The 13,498-nt window shown below is 63.9% G+C and carries 13 protein-coding genes; 4 read left to right on the forward strand and 9 right to left on the reverse strand.

Annotated elements, in window-relative coordinates:
- Nucleotides 1-171 precede the first annotated feature (171 nt).
- A complete protein-coding gene (locus RQX22_RS10730; RefSeq protein WP_315726347.1) occupies nt 172-630 on the forward strand; it encodes an MAPEG family protein in 459 nt (152 codons plus the stop codon).
- On the opposite strand, the gene RQX22_RS10735 is transcribed toward RQX22_RS10730, so the two are convergent.
- The 5 genes from RQX22_RS10735 to RQX22_RS10755 form a co-directional block, all read right to left on the reverse strand.
- Entirely contained in the window at nt 594-1,511 is a 918-nt protein-coding gene (locus RQX22_RS10735) for a cation transporter (protein WP_315726349.1), read from the reverse strand. The two genes, RQX22_RS10730 and RQX22_RS10735, sit on opposite strands and share 37 nt — an antisense overlap.
- A complete protein-coding gene (locus tag RQX22_RS10740; protein WP_315726351.1) occupies nt 1,508-1,978 on the reverse strand; it encodes a transglycosylase SLT domain-containing protein in 471 nt (156 codons plus the stop codon). The genes RQX22_RS10735 and RQX22_RS10740 overlap by 4 nt, the downstream gene beginning before the upstream one ends.
- Nucleotides 1,979-2,055: 77 nt before the next feature.
- Nucleotides 2,056-3,783, reverse strand: coding sequence for an N-acyl-D-amino-acid deacylase family protein (locus RQX22_RS10745; protein WP_315726353.1), 1,728 nt, complete (start codon nt 3,781-3,783; stop codon nt 2,056-2,058).
- A gap of 57 nt (nt 3,784-3,840) precedes the next feature.
- The gene (locus RQX22_RS10750) at nt 3,841-4,497 is read right to left on the reverse strand and encodes an MBL fold metallo-hydrolase (protein ID WP_315726355.1); all 657 of its coding nucleotides are present in this window, start codon (nt 4,495-4,497) and stop codon (nt 3,841-3,843) included.
- A gap of 4 nt (nt 4,498-4,501) precedes the next feature.
- The gene (locus RQX22_RS10755) at nt 4,502-5,881 is read right to left on the reverse strand and encodes an L-serine ammonia-lyase (protein ID WP_315726357.1); all 1,380 of its coding nucleotides are present in this window, start codon (nt 5,879-5,881) and stop codon (nt 4,502-4,504) included.
- On the opposite strand from RQX22_RS10755, the gene pabB reads away from it, so the two are divergent.
- The 3 genes from pabB to msrA all read left to right on the forward strand — a co-directional run bounded on the left by pabB (nt 5,874) and on the right by msrA (nt 8,885).
- Entirely contained in the window at nt 5,874-7,727 is a 1,854-nt protein-coding gene (gene pabB / locus RQX22_RS10760; RefSeq protein ID WP_315726358.1) for an aminodeoxychorismate synthase component I, read from the forward strand. The two genes, RQX22_RS10755 and pabB, sit on opposite strands and share 8 nt — an antisense overlap.
- Before the next feature lie 70 nt (nt 7,728-7,797).
- Nucleotides 7,798-8,286: a peptide-methionine (R)-S-oxide reductase MsrB gene (gene msrB, locus RQX22_RS10765; RefSeq protein WP_315726360.1), complete on the forward strand. Its 489-nt coding sequence runs from the start codon at nt 7,798-7,800 to the stop codon at nt 8,284-8,286.
- Nucleotides 8,283-8,885 carry a peptide-methionine (S)-S-oxide reductase MsrA gene (gene msrA / locus RQX22_RS10770; protein WP_315726363.1) on the forward strand — a complete coding sequence of 201 codons (603 nt, stop codon included), beginning with the start codon at nt 8,283-8,285 and terminating at the stop codon, nt 8,883-8,885. The genes msrB and msrA overlap by 4 nt, the downstream gene beginning before the upstream one ends.
- Before the next feature lie 129 nt (nt 8,886-9,014).
- Here msrA and pdeM read toward each other — a convergent pair whose 3' ends face one another.
- From pdeM to RQX22_RS10790, 4 genes are all read right to left on the reverse strand, one after another.
- Complete coding sequence (gene pdeM, locus RQX22_RS10775; RefSeq protein ID WP_315726365.1) at nt 9,015-9,677, reverse strand: ligase-associated DNA damage response endonuclease PdeM; 663 nt, start codon at nt 9,675-9,677, stop codon at nt 9,015-9,017.
- Nucleotides 9,678-9,903: 226 nt separating this feature from the next.
- Entirely contained in the window at nt 9,904-10,110 is a 207-nt protein-coding gene (locus RQX22_RS10780) for a hypothetical protein (protein ID WP_315726367.1), read from the reverse strand.
- A 134-nt stretch (nt 10,111-10,244) separates the two neighbouring features.
- Entirely contained in the window at nt 10,245-10,727 is a 483-nt protein-coding gene (locus RQX22_RS10785; RefSeq protein ID WP_315726369.1) for an MgtC/SapB family protein, read from the reverse strand.
- A gap of 104 nt (nt 10,728-10,831) precedes the next feature.
- On the reverse strand, nt 10,832-13,366 hold the full coding sequence (locus RQX22_RS10790; RefSeq protein ID WP_315726371.1) for a PAS domain-containing protein: 2,535 nt from the start codon (nt 13,364-13,366) through the stop codon (nt 10,832-10,834).
- Between the last annotated feature and the right edge of the window lie 132 nt (nt 13,367-13,498).

Below are 13,498 nucleotides of genomic sequence, written 5' to 3' on the forward strand. Positions count from 1 at the left end.
AAGTTCATGATCTGGCGAACATGAAGCCGACGGCCAACGGCCGGTCGGGCCGCAGGCCATGGCGGCCGATTGCTCGCGCGTGAGCGTTGCCGCCTATAGCGAATTCACCCGATGTTGCAAGCGCTGCCTTGCCGTGCGACTCCCCCCGCTCATCGCAAGGAGGTCTCGCTCATGATTTTGCCGATCACGCTTACCATCGCGGGCGCTGCCGCCTTGCTCAATCTGTGGATTGCCGTGCGGGTCGGCCGAGTCCGGATGTCGCAGCGTGTCTCGATCGGCGACGGCGGCCACGAGCCGCTCACCGCGCGCATGCGGGCACATAGCAATTTCGTCGAATATACGCCTTTCTTCCTGATCCTGCTCGCTCTCATAGAGATGGCGCATGGCTCAAGGATCTGGTTGTGGGGCGTTGCCATGGCCTTCATCCTTGCCCGCATCGCCCACGTCTTCGGCATGGACGGCGGGCCCCGGAACCGCCTCCGCGGCCTGGGTATCGGCGTGACGATGCTCGTCCTGCTCGGCCTCGCCCTATACGCGATCGCGATCCCCTATATGGAGCGGTCGCGGCCGACGCTCCAGATCGCCGATGTTCCTCAGCCTTCCTCGTCGGGCGGCCTGAAGCTCAACTGAGCCAATCGCCAGCTCCGCTCCGGCGCGCCGGGCCATAAAGCATTCAGGTCCTGGGCCCGGTCCGGCTCGATTCCGCAGATTTCCGCGTGGATATAACGGCCCGTTTCGCGCAGCCGGATGGCGCCGCCGGGATATTGGCACGAAAGCTTTTCCATCAGCATTTCGGCTTCGGCGTCCATCTCCAGTCCGCCAAGCGCCCTCGGCACGCCGTCGGCGAGCTCGGCCGAAGCGATCCTCAGCGCCTTCCAGCCGTCATGGATGATCCCGATCGAAATGAAGGCGGCGGCGACCGAATCGGCCCACCACCATCCCAGTCCCAGCCCGATCACGCCGAACAGGCCGGCCGCACCGGTCAACCAATTGGCCTTGTTCATCAGGGCATCGGTGTAAAGAACCTCGTCCTGCAGCCTTTTGGCCAAGGGAAGCTCCTTGCGGCCGATAATATAAGGGGGAATGATCGAATAGACCTGTGCCGCCAGCATCACCCAGCCGAGCCAGATGTCTCGTCCGAAGATCGTGATCGAGGCGACCGTGGCATGTTCCTGGGCATAGAGAGTGAAAGCCGCATCCCAGAGCAGTGACAGGCCGACGGCGGCCAAGGCGACGGCGGCAACCAGGAAAGCAAGACTGTGGACGCGGGCGAAGCCAAAGGGAAAGAGTCTCGTCGAAGGCTTCCGTTCGAAATGGACGGCGGTCAGGAAGACGATCGGCGGAATGAGGCCGAGCAGATCCTCCACCCAGGCCGTCTTCATCGTCTGGCTGTTGCCCATGGCCAGGCCCATCACCACGACGATGCTGATCGTCCAACCGATATTCCAATATTCGAGCCCCACCGCCCGATCGAGATCCTTTTCGATTTCCGGTGGAATGGATGGCCTCATCGCGTGGTGCCGGTGACGTGGCGGGCAGAACGTTCCAGCAGCATGATCCAGGCATTCTCGCCATTGGCCGCCATGGCCGACAATTCGATCCGTTGCGCGCCACGGGATTCCACGTCCAGCGGCGGCAGGATGGTAACCCTTTTGGCCCAGGGGCTGTCCGGCGCCAGCTCGCCGACGACCAGGTCGATCCGGCCATGTTCGAGATCTTCGAGCAGGGGCTCGGCAGCGCCCTGGACCGTCACCGCCCGGGCGCCTGCGGCTGAAGCGACCCGTCGAAGGAAGGCCTGTTCCCGATCCGCGTTCGGACGGGCGGCGTCACCGGCGATGAGACCGACCCGGAATTGACCCTCGGCCCGCACGCGGTGCAAAGTGCCTCCTGGATCCTTGGGTATCCCGTCGCAGCCCGCCAGCAGTGCCGCGCAAAGGCAAATCCATGATTTCATTTCGGTGGCAGAACGCCTGCTCACCGCCCCCGTTCCTCGCCCAGGCTCTATTCAAACGTTGGGACGCCCGGTCTCCTCCCGGTCTCCCCTCGGTCGCCCCTTTATCCCCCAGAAGAATGGCAGGCGCCGCCTCCCGGCCACCCCGTCCAGCCTGGTCCGCGTACCACCCGTCCAGGACGATTTGCGGTCGGTTCGCCATTCAGGAGCACGGGTTCGCCATTGACGAAGACGTTCCTCATCCCCTCGGCATAGACGTGTGGCTTTTCGAGCGTCGAACGGTCGATGAAGGTTTCGGGATCGAACATGATGACATCGGCAAAATAGCCTTCGGCGAGGCGTCCGCGCCCCTTGATCGCCATATTTTCAGCCGGCTGCGAACTCATCTTCCTGATCACTTCGCCAAGGGGCATGAGCTTCTGGTCGCGCGCATAGCGGCCGACGACGCGGGCGAAGGTGCCGTAGGTGCGCGGATGAGACGGCGATTTCAGAGTATCGCCTTCCGCCGCCACCGCCGCGGCATCGGACCCGAAGCTCATCCAGGGGATGGCCGTCGCCCGGGCGACATTTTCCTCATCCATGAAGTTGTAGATGATGCCCACCCGGCTGCCATCCTCGATCACCAGGTCCATCATGGTGTCGACCGGATCCGTGCCGAGCATCGCCGCGATCTCGGCGATCGTCTTGCCTGTCAGCGGTTTCAGCTTTTCGCTTCTGAACCCCATGGCGATCATGCGGTCGGGACCTGTCGCGAGATAGAGATTCTCCCAACCTATCCCCGGCTTGGTAATCTCCTCCCTGATCCGCGCACGGACCTTCGGATCCTTCATCCTTCCGATCCAGGCGTCGAGGCCGCCGGACTGGACCCAGGTCGGCATGGCTGCATCGAGGCCGGAACCGCCCATCGTGTAGGGATACATGTTGGCACTGATCTTGAGACCCGAGGCGCGGGCCGCCTCGACACGGGCGATCGCCGCGTCGATCTTGTTCCAATTGGTCTTTCCGGCCTGTTTGAAGTGATAGATTTCCCCGCGCGCGCCGCTCTTGCGCGCGATCTCGATCAATTCGTCGATCGATTCGAGAAGGCGGTCGCCCTCCGAGCGCATGTGGCTGATATACAGGCCGTTGCAGCGTCCGGCCTCCGTCGTGAGGGCGATCAGTTCGGGGGTTTCGGCATAATTTCCCGGCGCGTAGATGAGCGCCGAGCCGACGCCGATCGCTCCTTCACGCATTGCCTGAGCGACGAGCGCGCGCATCTGCTGCAACTGCTCGGACGTCGGATCGACATCGTCTCGGCCAAGCACATAGGTTCGGACCGTCTCCGCGCCGACGAAGGAGGCGATGTTCGGCGCGATGCCGCGTTTCGCCAGCCAGTCGAGATATTCGCCGAGCGTGTTCCATTCGATGTCATATCCGGCTTCGCCCTGCTGCCGTGCCACCGCTTCCTGCTTCATCGCCGCGTTGATAGGGCCAGGCGTACTTCCCTCGCCGAACACTTCCAGCGTTACGCCCTGGCGAATGTCGCTGAGGCCGCGTCCGTCCTCGATCAGCGACTGGACCGCCCAGCTCAGCATGTTGATGAAGCCAGGTGCCACCGCCAGCCCCGTCGCGTCGATGCGGTCGCGGGCGGTGCCGGGAGCCCGGGGACCGACATAGACGATGCGATCGCCCTTGATGGCGACGTCGCCGACCCTGCCTTGCCCGCCGAGGCCATCATAGATGGTGCCGCCGGTAATCAGCGTGTCGTAGGCCGGCGCCGCCTGGGCGGTCGCGGCCGAGGAGATAAGAAGGCCGGCCAGGGCGGCCGTGGCAAGGGACAGGCGGCGCTTCATTGAGGAATCTCCGTTTTTGAGCGGCATATGCCTATCTTCAACAGAATGAGAAAATCTTCAACGGGCGAGAACCTGATCGGATACGAACGGATTGGTCCGGCGCTCATGGCCGAAGGTGCTCATTGGGCCGTGGCCGGGCACGAAGGCCGTTTCGTCGCCGAGAGGCCAGAGGCGGGTCGTGATGGCGTCGATCAGATCCTGATGATTCCCCATCGGGAAGTCGGTGCGCCCGATCGAGCCGCGGAACAGGACGTCGCCGACGATCGCAAGCTTCGACTGCGGGTGATGGAAGACGACATGGCCCGGCGTGTGGCCGGGGCAATGATAAACGTCGAGCACGAGCTCGCCGACCGTCGCCTGGTCGCCATTTTCGAGCCAGCGGTCCGATTCGAAGGGCTGGCCGAAGATGCCGTAGCGGGCGCCGTCCTCAGCCAGCCGGTCGATCCAGAATTTGTCCGCATGATGCGGCCCTTCGATGTTGACGCCCAGTTCGTCCGCCAGGATCTTGGCGGATCCGCAATGATCGATATGACCATGTGTCAGCAGGATCTTCTCGATCGTGACCCCCTGCTCCTTCGCCGCCGCCTTCAGCCGATCGAGGTCGCCGCCGGGGTCGGTGAAGGTGCCGCGCATGGTCTTCGTGCACCAGAGCAAGGTGCAGTTCTGTTGCAGCGGCGTGACGGGAATGACGGCGGCCTTGAGGGGCGGGTTCATCGCATCAACACTCCACCACATTGACGGCAAGGCCGCCCTGGGCCGTTTCCTTGTAGCGTTCGTTCATGTCCATCCCGGTCCTGCGCATCGTTTCGATCACCTGGTCAAGCGAGACACGATGGGTCCCGTCGCCGATCAGGGCAAGTCGGGACGCTTCGAGCGCCTTGATCGCGCCGACCGCATTGCGTTCGATGCAGGGCACCTGGACGAGGCCTCCGACCGGATCGCACGTGAGGCCGAGATTGTGCTCCATGCCGATCTCGGCGGCATTCTCGATCTGCGAGGGGCTGCCCCCAAGCGCCGAGGTCAATCCGGCGGCGGCCATCGAGCAGGCGACGCCGACCTCGCCCTGGCAGCCGACCTCGGCACCGGAGATGGAGGCGTTTTCCTTGAAAAGCGATCCGATCGCGGCGGCCGTCAGGAGGAAATTGCGGACGCCCCTTTCCGAAGCCTGGGGCACGAAGCGCTGATAGTAACGCAGGATGGCCGGAACGATCCCGGCCGCGCCGTTGGTGGGCGCGGTGACGACCCGCCCGCCCGCTGCATTTTCCTCGTTGACCGCCAAGGCCCACAGATTGACCCAGTCGAGGACGGTGAGCGGATCGGAAAGGCTGCGTTCGGCGCGTTCGATCAACAGGCGATGGAGCGCCGGGGCGCGGCGCTTCACCTTGAGTCCACCCGGTAGCATGCCGTCGATCGTCATGCCGCGGTCGATACAGGCTGCCATCGCCTGGGCGATCGCATCGAGGCGACGGTCTATCTCCTCGTCCGAAAAGACGGCCCGCTCGTTCGCGCGGGCGATTTCGGCAATGGCAATGTCGCCCCGTGCGGCAATGGCCAGCAATTCGTCGGCGCTGCGATAGGGATAGGGCAGGTCGAGGGCGCCATCGGGCGGCGCATTGCGGGCGATGGCCGCCTCGTCGACGATCGCGCCGCCGCCGACCGAATAAAGGATCGCACCGTCCAGCACGCCGCCATCCGCCGCAAAGGCGGAGAATTTCATGCCGTTGGAATGGTGCGGCAGCCGTTCGCGCTGAAGGAAGAGGAGATCGCGCGATTCGTCGAAGCCGATTTCGTGTCGCCCGGCGAGGCGGAGGCGTCCCGATGCGCGGATATCCTCGATGATGCCGTCGGCCGCATCGGGATCTATGCCTTCCGGTCTTTCACCCGACAGGCCGAGCAAGACCGCCCGATCTGAGGCATGGCCTTTGCCGGTCAACGCCAGCGAGCCGTAGAGCTTCACCTCGATCCGCGCCGCGCGATCGAGCAAAGCTTTTTCGGACAAGGCCTCGACAAAGCGGCAGGCGGCCGTCATCGGACCCATCGTATGCGAACTTGAAGGACCGACCCCGATCTTGAACAGGTCGAAAACGCTTGTGACCACGGAATACTCCCCTGCCTGGCCAGATGAACGTGCCGAGCCTCTCTGGCAAGACAGGCTGGGGAGCGAAACCTTCATTCTCCTCGACGACGCACGGCCGGGAGGAGCGAAGGCGCGGCTTTATCGCAAGCCGCGCGACATTATCGAAACCCGCGACCCGCATGAGGTGCGCGCATGCCTCGAACGGATCCGAGGTTCGCGGCTGCATGCGGCGGGATTCCTGACCTACGAGGCCGGTCACGCGCTGGAACCCAAGCTGGCCCCGCTCTGCCGACGGCCCGAGGAAGGCGAACCACCCCTGCTTTGGTTCGCCCTATTCGACGGGTTCGATCTGATCGATCCGCTCTCGCTCCTGCCGGGTGCATATTCGGGCTGGGCCGGCCGGCCGCGCCCGCGGATCGACCGGGCAACCTATGAGGCCGCTGTCGCGATCGCGAAGGGCCATATCGAATCCGGCGATATCTATCAGGCGAACCTCACTTTCCCGGCCGATGTCGAAACAGCCGGCGAGCCGATGGCGGTCTATGCAACGTTGCGGGCAAGGGCACAGGGCGGCCATGGCGGCCTGCTCTTCACCGGGGAACATTGGCTTCTTTCCTTCTCGCCCGAGCTTTTCTTCACCCTTGTCCACGGCCGGCTGACAGCCCGGCCGATGAAAGGAACGGCGCTGCGGGGCGCAAGCGAGGCGGAGGACCGGGTGGCAATGACTGCGCTTCGCAATGACGAGAAGCAACGCGCTGAAAATCTGATGATCGTCGATCTCCTGCGCAACGATCTGTCCCGCGTTTCACAGCCAGGCACGGTCAAGGTACCGGAATTGTTCGCCGTCGAAACCTATCCGACCGTGCATCAGATGACCTCGACCGTGGTGGCGGAGCTTGAGGAAGGATTGGGGCCGATCGACGTCGTCGAATCGATCTTTCCCTGTGGGTCGATCACCGGCGCCCCCAAAATCCGGGCGATGGAAATCATCGACGGTCTCGAACAATGGCCACGGCGGGTCTATACCGGCGCTATCGGCAGGGTTGCGCCGGACGGCGAAGCGGAGTTCAATGTCGCCATCCGGACATTGACCATGAAGGCGGGCGAAAGCCGAGCGTCGATGGGCCTGGGTTCCGGGATCGTCGCCGATAGCGTTCCCGCCGACGAGTGGCGCGAATGTCTGGCGAAAGGGGCGTTTGTGGAAACGGGCCGAAGCTTCGACCTCATCGAGACGATGCGCTTCGATCCGCAGGATGGGATCGCCGATCTCGATCGCCATCTCGCCCGGCTGAAGAGCAGCGCCGCGACGCTCGGCTTCGCGTTCGACCGGCACGATGCGCGAAACGAGCTCCAGGCTGCGACCTTCCGCCTTCGCGGCCCGCGCAAGCTGCGGCTACTCCTGTCGCGGACCGGCGCCATCGCGATCGAGGCACGTCCATTGCCGAAAGACCTGCCGGACCCGGTCGAGGCGATGCTGATGCCGCTGCCCGTGTCCCGCGACGACTTCCGGCTCCGGCACAAGACCAGCGACCGCAGCTTCTACGAGGATGCGCGGGCTGCCTCGGGCGCGTTCGAGGCTGTCTTCGTCGACACGGACGGATTCCTCACCGAGGGCAGTTTCACCAATCTGTTCGTCAAACGCCATGGCCGCCTGCTCACACCGCCGCTGTCACGCGGTCTCCTGCCCGGCATATTGCGCGCGCGGCTGATCGAGGAAGGCAAGGCCGCGGAAGCGAATCTTAGGCCCGCCGACCTCGCTGGGGGCTTCTTCGTCGGCAATGCGGTGCGGGGATTGCTCCGCGCCGTCCTTCGTCCCACGAAGACTGTTGCCGACCCTGTTTCCTCCGACCAGTCAACCGACATATAAATAGATTCATTCCAGCTGGGTTCATCCTGCATCCGCTAAGGGGAGTGCCGGAAGCTTGGGAACGACGTCGATGTTCAGCAGACGCAGCATGATCGGAACGGCCGGCGCAGGCGCGTTGGGTGGCCTTGCTCTGCTTTCGGGCTGGCGGCGGTCGGAAGCAGCGCCGAAACAGTTCCAGGTCGGCTATAGCGACGCCGAGTGGAAGCGAAGGCTGAGGCCTGATCAATATCAGGTGCTGCGGCGCGCGGCCACGGAGCGGCCCGGATCGAGCCCGCTCGACAAGGAAAAGAGGCCGGGAACCTTCGTTTGCGCCGGTTGCGCCCTGCCGCTGTTTTCGTCCAAGACGAAATTCGAGAGCGGGACGGGGTGGCCGAGCTTCTGGAAACCGCTGCCAGATGCGGTCGGAACCCGCAAGGATCATGAATTGCTGACGGAGCGCACCGAGGTCCATTGCCGCCGGTGTGGCGGGCACCTCGGCCATGTCTTCAAGGATGGTCCCAGGCCGACCGGCCTACGCTACTGCATGAACGGAGTCGCCATGCGATTCATACCGACATGAAGAGGGCGTTCGCCTTGACCGCGGCTTTGCTTGGCGCGGCGCCGCTGACGGCAAGCGACAGGCCGGCCTTCCAGACTGCTGTGCTTGCGGGAGGCTGCTTCTGGGGCATGGAGGCTGTGTTCGAACATGTGAAGGGCGTCCGCGAGGTCGTTTCCGGCTATGCCGGCGGCAGCGCCCGGGATGCGCGTTACGACCGTGTCAGCAGCGAACGAACCGGTCATGCGGAAGCGATCCGCATCTCCTACGATCCCGGACAGATCAATTATGATCGCCTTCTGCAAATCTATTTTTCGGCGGCCCACGATCCGACCCAGCTGAATCGGCAGGGTCCCGACGAGGGGCCAAGCTACCGCTCCGCCATCTTTCCGCAGGATCCTGCCCAGACCCGGGCGGCAAAGGCCTGGATCGACAGGCTGACCAAGGCGAAGGCGTTTCCCCGGCCCATCGTCACCAGGATCGAAAGCGGCAGCTTCTATCCGGCCGAAGCGGAACATCAGGATTTCATGCGTCGCAATCCGCGCCACCCCTACATCCTCGCCCACGACGTTCCGAAGCTGGCGCGGCTGAAGAAGCTGTTTCCCGCTTTCTATCGGAAATAGGATTCAGGCCCTGGACCGGCTCCGGCCCGGTCGAACCGGAGCCAATGCGCGTTTCCATTGAGTCCCAACCCTCGCGACCGACCGTATCCGTCCGTCGGATTTGGACGATTCCAGCTGGCCAACGGGCCTTCAGGCGGCGAGTGGGAAACGGAGCAGGCGGTCCGCGATCGGCACCAGAGCCTCCGCCTTGGGACCGACGGCGCGCACGATTTCGGGATGGGACGCATCGAGCCCTCCCGTCAGGGCACCGAACGCAGGGAGGATGAGCTTGCTCGGCGTGGCCACGAAGCAGCGGCGCGAGATCTGGCGGCCGCGATGACGGATCCTCAGCTTCGGATGAAAGTGGCCCGACAGCTCCGGCCGGCCCTCGCCAGGATCGGCTTCGTGACGGAGCAGGAGGCCGTCTACCTCGGCCTCCTCGACGATGGTGCCGCCGCAATGATCGGCAAAGCCGGGATCGTGATTGCCGGCGATCCAGGTCCAGCGCGTGGTGGAGGTGAGCGCCGTCAGCATCTCGCGCGCCCGTTCGGGCAGCCGATCGCAGCCATGACGGTCGTGGAAGCTGTCGCCCAGACACCAGATTTCCAGCGCGCCGGTCGAAACGGCAAGGGCAGTCAGATCGGCGAGCGTGGCGATACTGTCATAGGGCGGCAGCATCTGGCCAAGTCGCGCGAACCAGCTCGCCTTTTCAAGGTGAAGGTCGGCCACGAGAAGCGCGCGCCGCGCGGGCCAGTACACAGCGCCTTGCGGCAGCGCCATCATATCCTGGCCGGAGAACGAAAAGTGAACCACGGCTTCGCTATAACCGGGTCGCAACAACTTTCAAGTCGCGAGCACGGAGTCGGACATCGCCATCATGCCGGACGGATTCCAGCTTTCAGCCGCATGGCGCAATGCGTCCGGGACGAAGAGTCCGAAGCGAAATTCAACGTGACGAGGTGAACGACGCTTGGACCAGGATCGTTTAAGACTGAATCAATCTGAAGCGTGAAGCGCTTCCCCCTCAAACGGCCAGGCGCTAATCCGATCCCATCTGGTGGGAGGATGAAGAGAGCCGTTCGATCGCAGGCACGACCTGCGCGGCGGCGGAAGGCGGAGAATCAGCGGCCGCATTCTCATTCGCGCCCTGATCGGGTGCGATTGCCCAGAACAGGATCGCGCCCGCGACGAAGCCTTCGGCCGCCAGCAGGAAGGGATTGTCCAGCTTCTTGAGAAATTTGATCACGGTATCCGTTCCCGCCCCGGCTCCACGTCGCCTGTTGTGCGCGTAAGGGCCCCCTTTGGAGATGCGCGCCTTTACGCGCCAGGAAGGAAAATTGCACCTGCTAATTGTGCGCTGCGGCACGATCTGTCGCTCGCCTATTTCGGCTTGTCGCTGTCCTTCTTTTCGGCCGGAAGCCAGCGCTCGAACAATTTGATTGCGCTTAGGAGGACCAATGCGAAGCCGGAACCCACAAGCACAAGCTGATATTGGCCGGCGCCACAGGCTATTCCGATCGCGGCGGCGATCCAGATATTGGCGGCAGTGGTCATGTTCCGAACCGAACTGCCGCGCACGAAGATGATGCCGGCGGCAATGAAGCCGATCGCCTGGCTGAGCCCCTGCACGGCACGTAGCGGATCGGGCTGATGCTCGGGGGTCCGCAATTGGTCGAATAGCAGCAACGAGGAGATCATGATCATCGCCGAGCTTAGGGCGACCAAGGCATGGGTGCGGATGCCCGCATCATGGCCGCGTATTTCCCGATCGAGACCGAGCAATAATCCGATGAAGGCGGCAAGGCCCAGGCGCGCGACGAGCTCTCCCAGGGAATAGAGGTCGAGCGGATCGGCGTGCAGCATCGCCTTTCGCTACAACGATCCGGCGCGCGCCGTCCAGCCGCTCCGGAAGGAGCGCGGCGCTGTATGGTCCTCTTCCAAAGCTCAGGAAGGGGAGCTTCAGCCTGTCAGGGGCGCATGCACTTCCTCTTCAGGACCTTGTCGATGGCCGCCGCCAGGCCGGAAACACTGAACGGCTTCCGGAGAATGTCCACCGAAGGTCCGAGCGCCGCTTCGAGCTGCTCGGTCTCGGCATAGCCGGTGACGAAGATGATCGGCAGCGCGGGATGGAATGCCCTGGCCTTCCGGGCAACTTCGCCGCCATGCATCAGCGGCATGGCATAATCGAGCAGCATGAGGTCCGGCTCCCATGATGCGAGCGTCTCGAGCGCCGCCTCCCCATCCTCGGCCATCCTCACTTTGTGGCCGAGGCCTTCCAGCGAATCGGCGAGGAACGACCTGACGTCGCTGTCGTCGTCGACGATCATGATGGCGGCACCGCCATCATGATCGTCGAGGTCGGCCTGGGCTGCCGTGTCCCCTTCGGCGACGGCGGCACCGGCCTCGGCCGCAGGCAGGAAGAGGTCGATTCGGGTCCCGATCCCGACCCCGCTTTCGATGCGCAGGGTGCCTCCGGATTGCCGGGCGATACCGTAGACCTGGGCGAGGCCGAGGCCGGTTCCCTTGCCGAGCGGCTTGGTCGAGAAGAAGGGCTCCGTTGCGCGCTCGGCCACCTCCGGACTCATCCCTTCGCCGCTGTCCGCGACGCTGATGCAGACAAAATCGCCCGCCTCGATGTCCGGAGCATCGTGCAACGAGGTCCGGCTGGTGGAAATACTGAGCGAACCGCCGTCGGGCATCGCGTCTCGCGCGTTGATGGCGAGGTTGAGGATGGCGTTTTCGAGCTGGTTGGCGTCGCAGACCGCGTACTGCACGTCGCGATCGAGCAAAGTATCGATCCGGATCGCACCGCCGATCGTCTGTCGGAGCAGGGACCCCATCTTGCCGATCACGTCATTGACTGCGACCGGCGCCATGCTGATCCGCTGAATGCGGGAGAAGGCGAGCAACTGGCTGGTGAGCCTGGCCCCGCGACGCGTGGATTCGAGCGCCGCATCGGCGATGCGTTTCAGCCGCGGATCCTCCACCTTGTTCGCGATGATGTCCAAGCCGCCCATGATCGGCGTCAGCAGATTGTTGAAATCATGGGCGATGCCGCCGGTGAGCTGTCCGACCGCCTCCATCTTCTGGGCCTGGCGCAGAGCCTCTTCGGCGCGCTCTCTTTCGCCGACCTCGGCTTGCAGCCGGTCGAGCGCGGCGCTGAGATCCGCGGTCCGTTCCGCCACTCTTCTTTCGAGCGTCTCATTGACTTCCCGAAGCGCCGCCTCGGCGTGCTTTGAATCGGTGATATCGTGGGCGACTCCGATGAATCCGATATGCTCGCCCTGAGGCCCCCAGCGCGGCTGCGATTCCGATCTGAGCCAGCGCCATTGGCCGTCGCCCCGGCGATATCTGCCCTCCAGGACAAACGGCTTCAACGACTCCTCCCCAGCGACGGAATCAGCCAGGATGCGGGCGGCATCGTCCGGGTGGACGATCGTCCGCCAGTCGAAATCGATCGCATCCTCGTAGGATATGCCGAGGAAGTCGACATAGGCCCGGTTGGCGAAACTGCGCGTACGATCGAGCCTGGTGACCCACATCGGCACCGGCGCCGAATCGGCGATCAGCCGGAATCGTTCCTCGCTTTCACGCAAAGCCAGTTCGGCCAGGTGACGCTCGGTGACGTCATAACCTTCGACGAAGACGCCGCTGATCCTGCCGTCCGCATCCGCGATCGGCTGGAAGACGAAGTCGAGCAGCCTTTCCTCCGGCGACGCATCCGGTGCCCGTTGCAGATGGATCTTCATCGACCGGCCCGTGAAGGGCTTGCCGCTGGCATAGACCTCGTCGAGCAGTTCGAAAAAGCCCTGGCCCACGACTTCCGGAAGGGCCTCACGGGCCGGCCTGCCGATCAGATTACGATGCCCTACCAGCTGCAGATAGGCCTGGTTCAACATCTCGAAAATATGTTCGGGCCCGCGCAACACCGTCATGAAGCTCGGCGAGCGATCGAACAATTGCTCCAGCCTTTGGGCCTCGTCGATCCGGCGCCGTTCGGCCAGCACGGTGTCCGTCGTCTCCACGCAGGCGCAGAACATGCCGGCGACCGCGCCATCATCGCCGCGCAACGGGCTGTAGGAGAAGGTGAACCAGGTCTTCTCCTCATAGCCCTTGCGCATCATGACGAGCGGTAGGTCTCTCCAATAAGTGGCTTCGCCTGCCAGGGCGCGGTCGACCAGGGGACTGATGTCCGGCCAGATTTCGAACCAGATATCCTCGAAGCGTCCGCCCAGCGCCGCCGGATGCTTGCCCCCCAGCACCTCGCTATAGCCGTCATTGTAGAGGAAGCGCAGCTCCGGACCCCAGGCGACGAACATGGGGAATTTGGAGCTGAGCATGATGCCGACGGCCGTCTTCAGCGACTGCGGCCAATCCTGCGGCGGACCGAGCGTCGTCCCGTTCCAATCGAAGTCGCGGACCAGAGCGGCCATTTCCCCGCCGCCATCGAGAAATGAAACGCTGTCGGATGCGGAAGGCCCGGCGGTCGGCGTCGAAGGCATTCCTGATTCTCACTCCCCGAACGGCCATGGCGCCTTTCCTCGATCCTAGCGCGGGCCGTAGCATGACGGAAGTGTTTGTTCGCGATGCACTTTCCGGCGGAACCAGCCGATGTGCGGGCCCGGAGGAACTGT

This window comes from Sphingosinicella rhizophila, assembly GCF_032378825.1.
In the GTDB taxonomy this organism is placed as follows: domain Bacteria; phylum Pseudomonadota; class Alphaproteobacteria; order Sphingomonadales; family Sphingomonadaceae; genus Allosphingosinicella; species Allosphingosinicella rhizophila.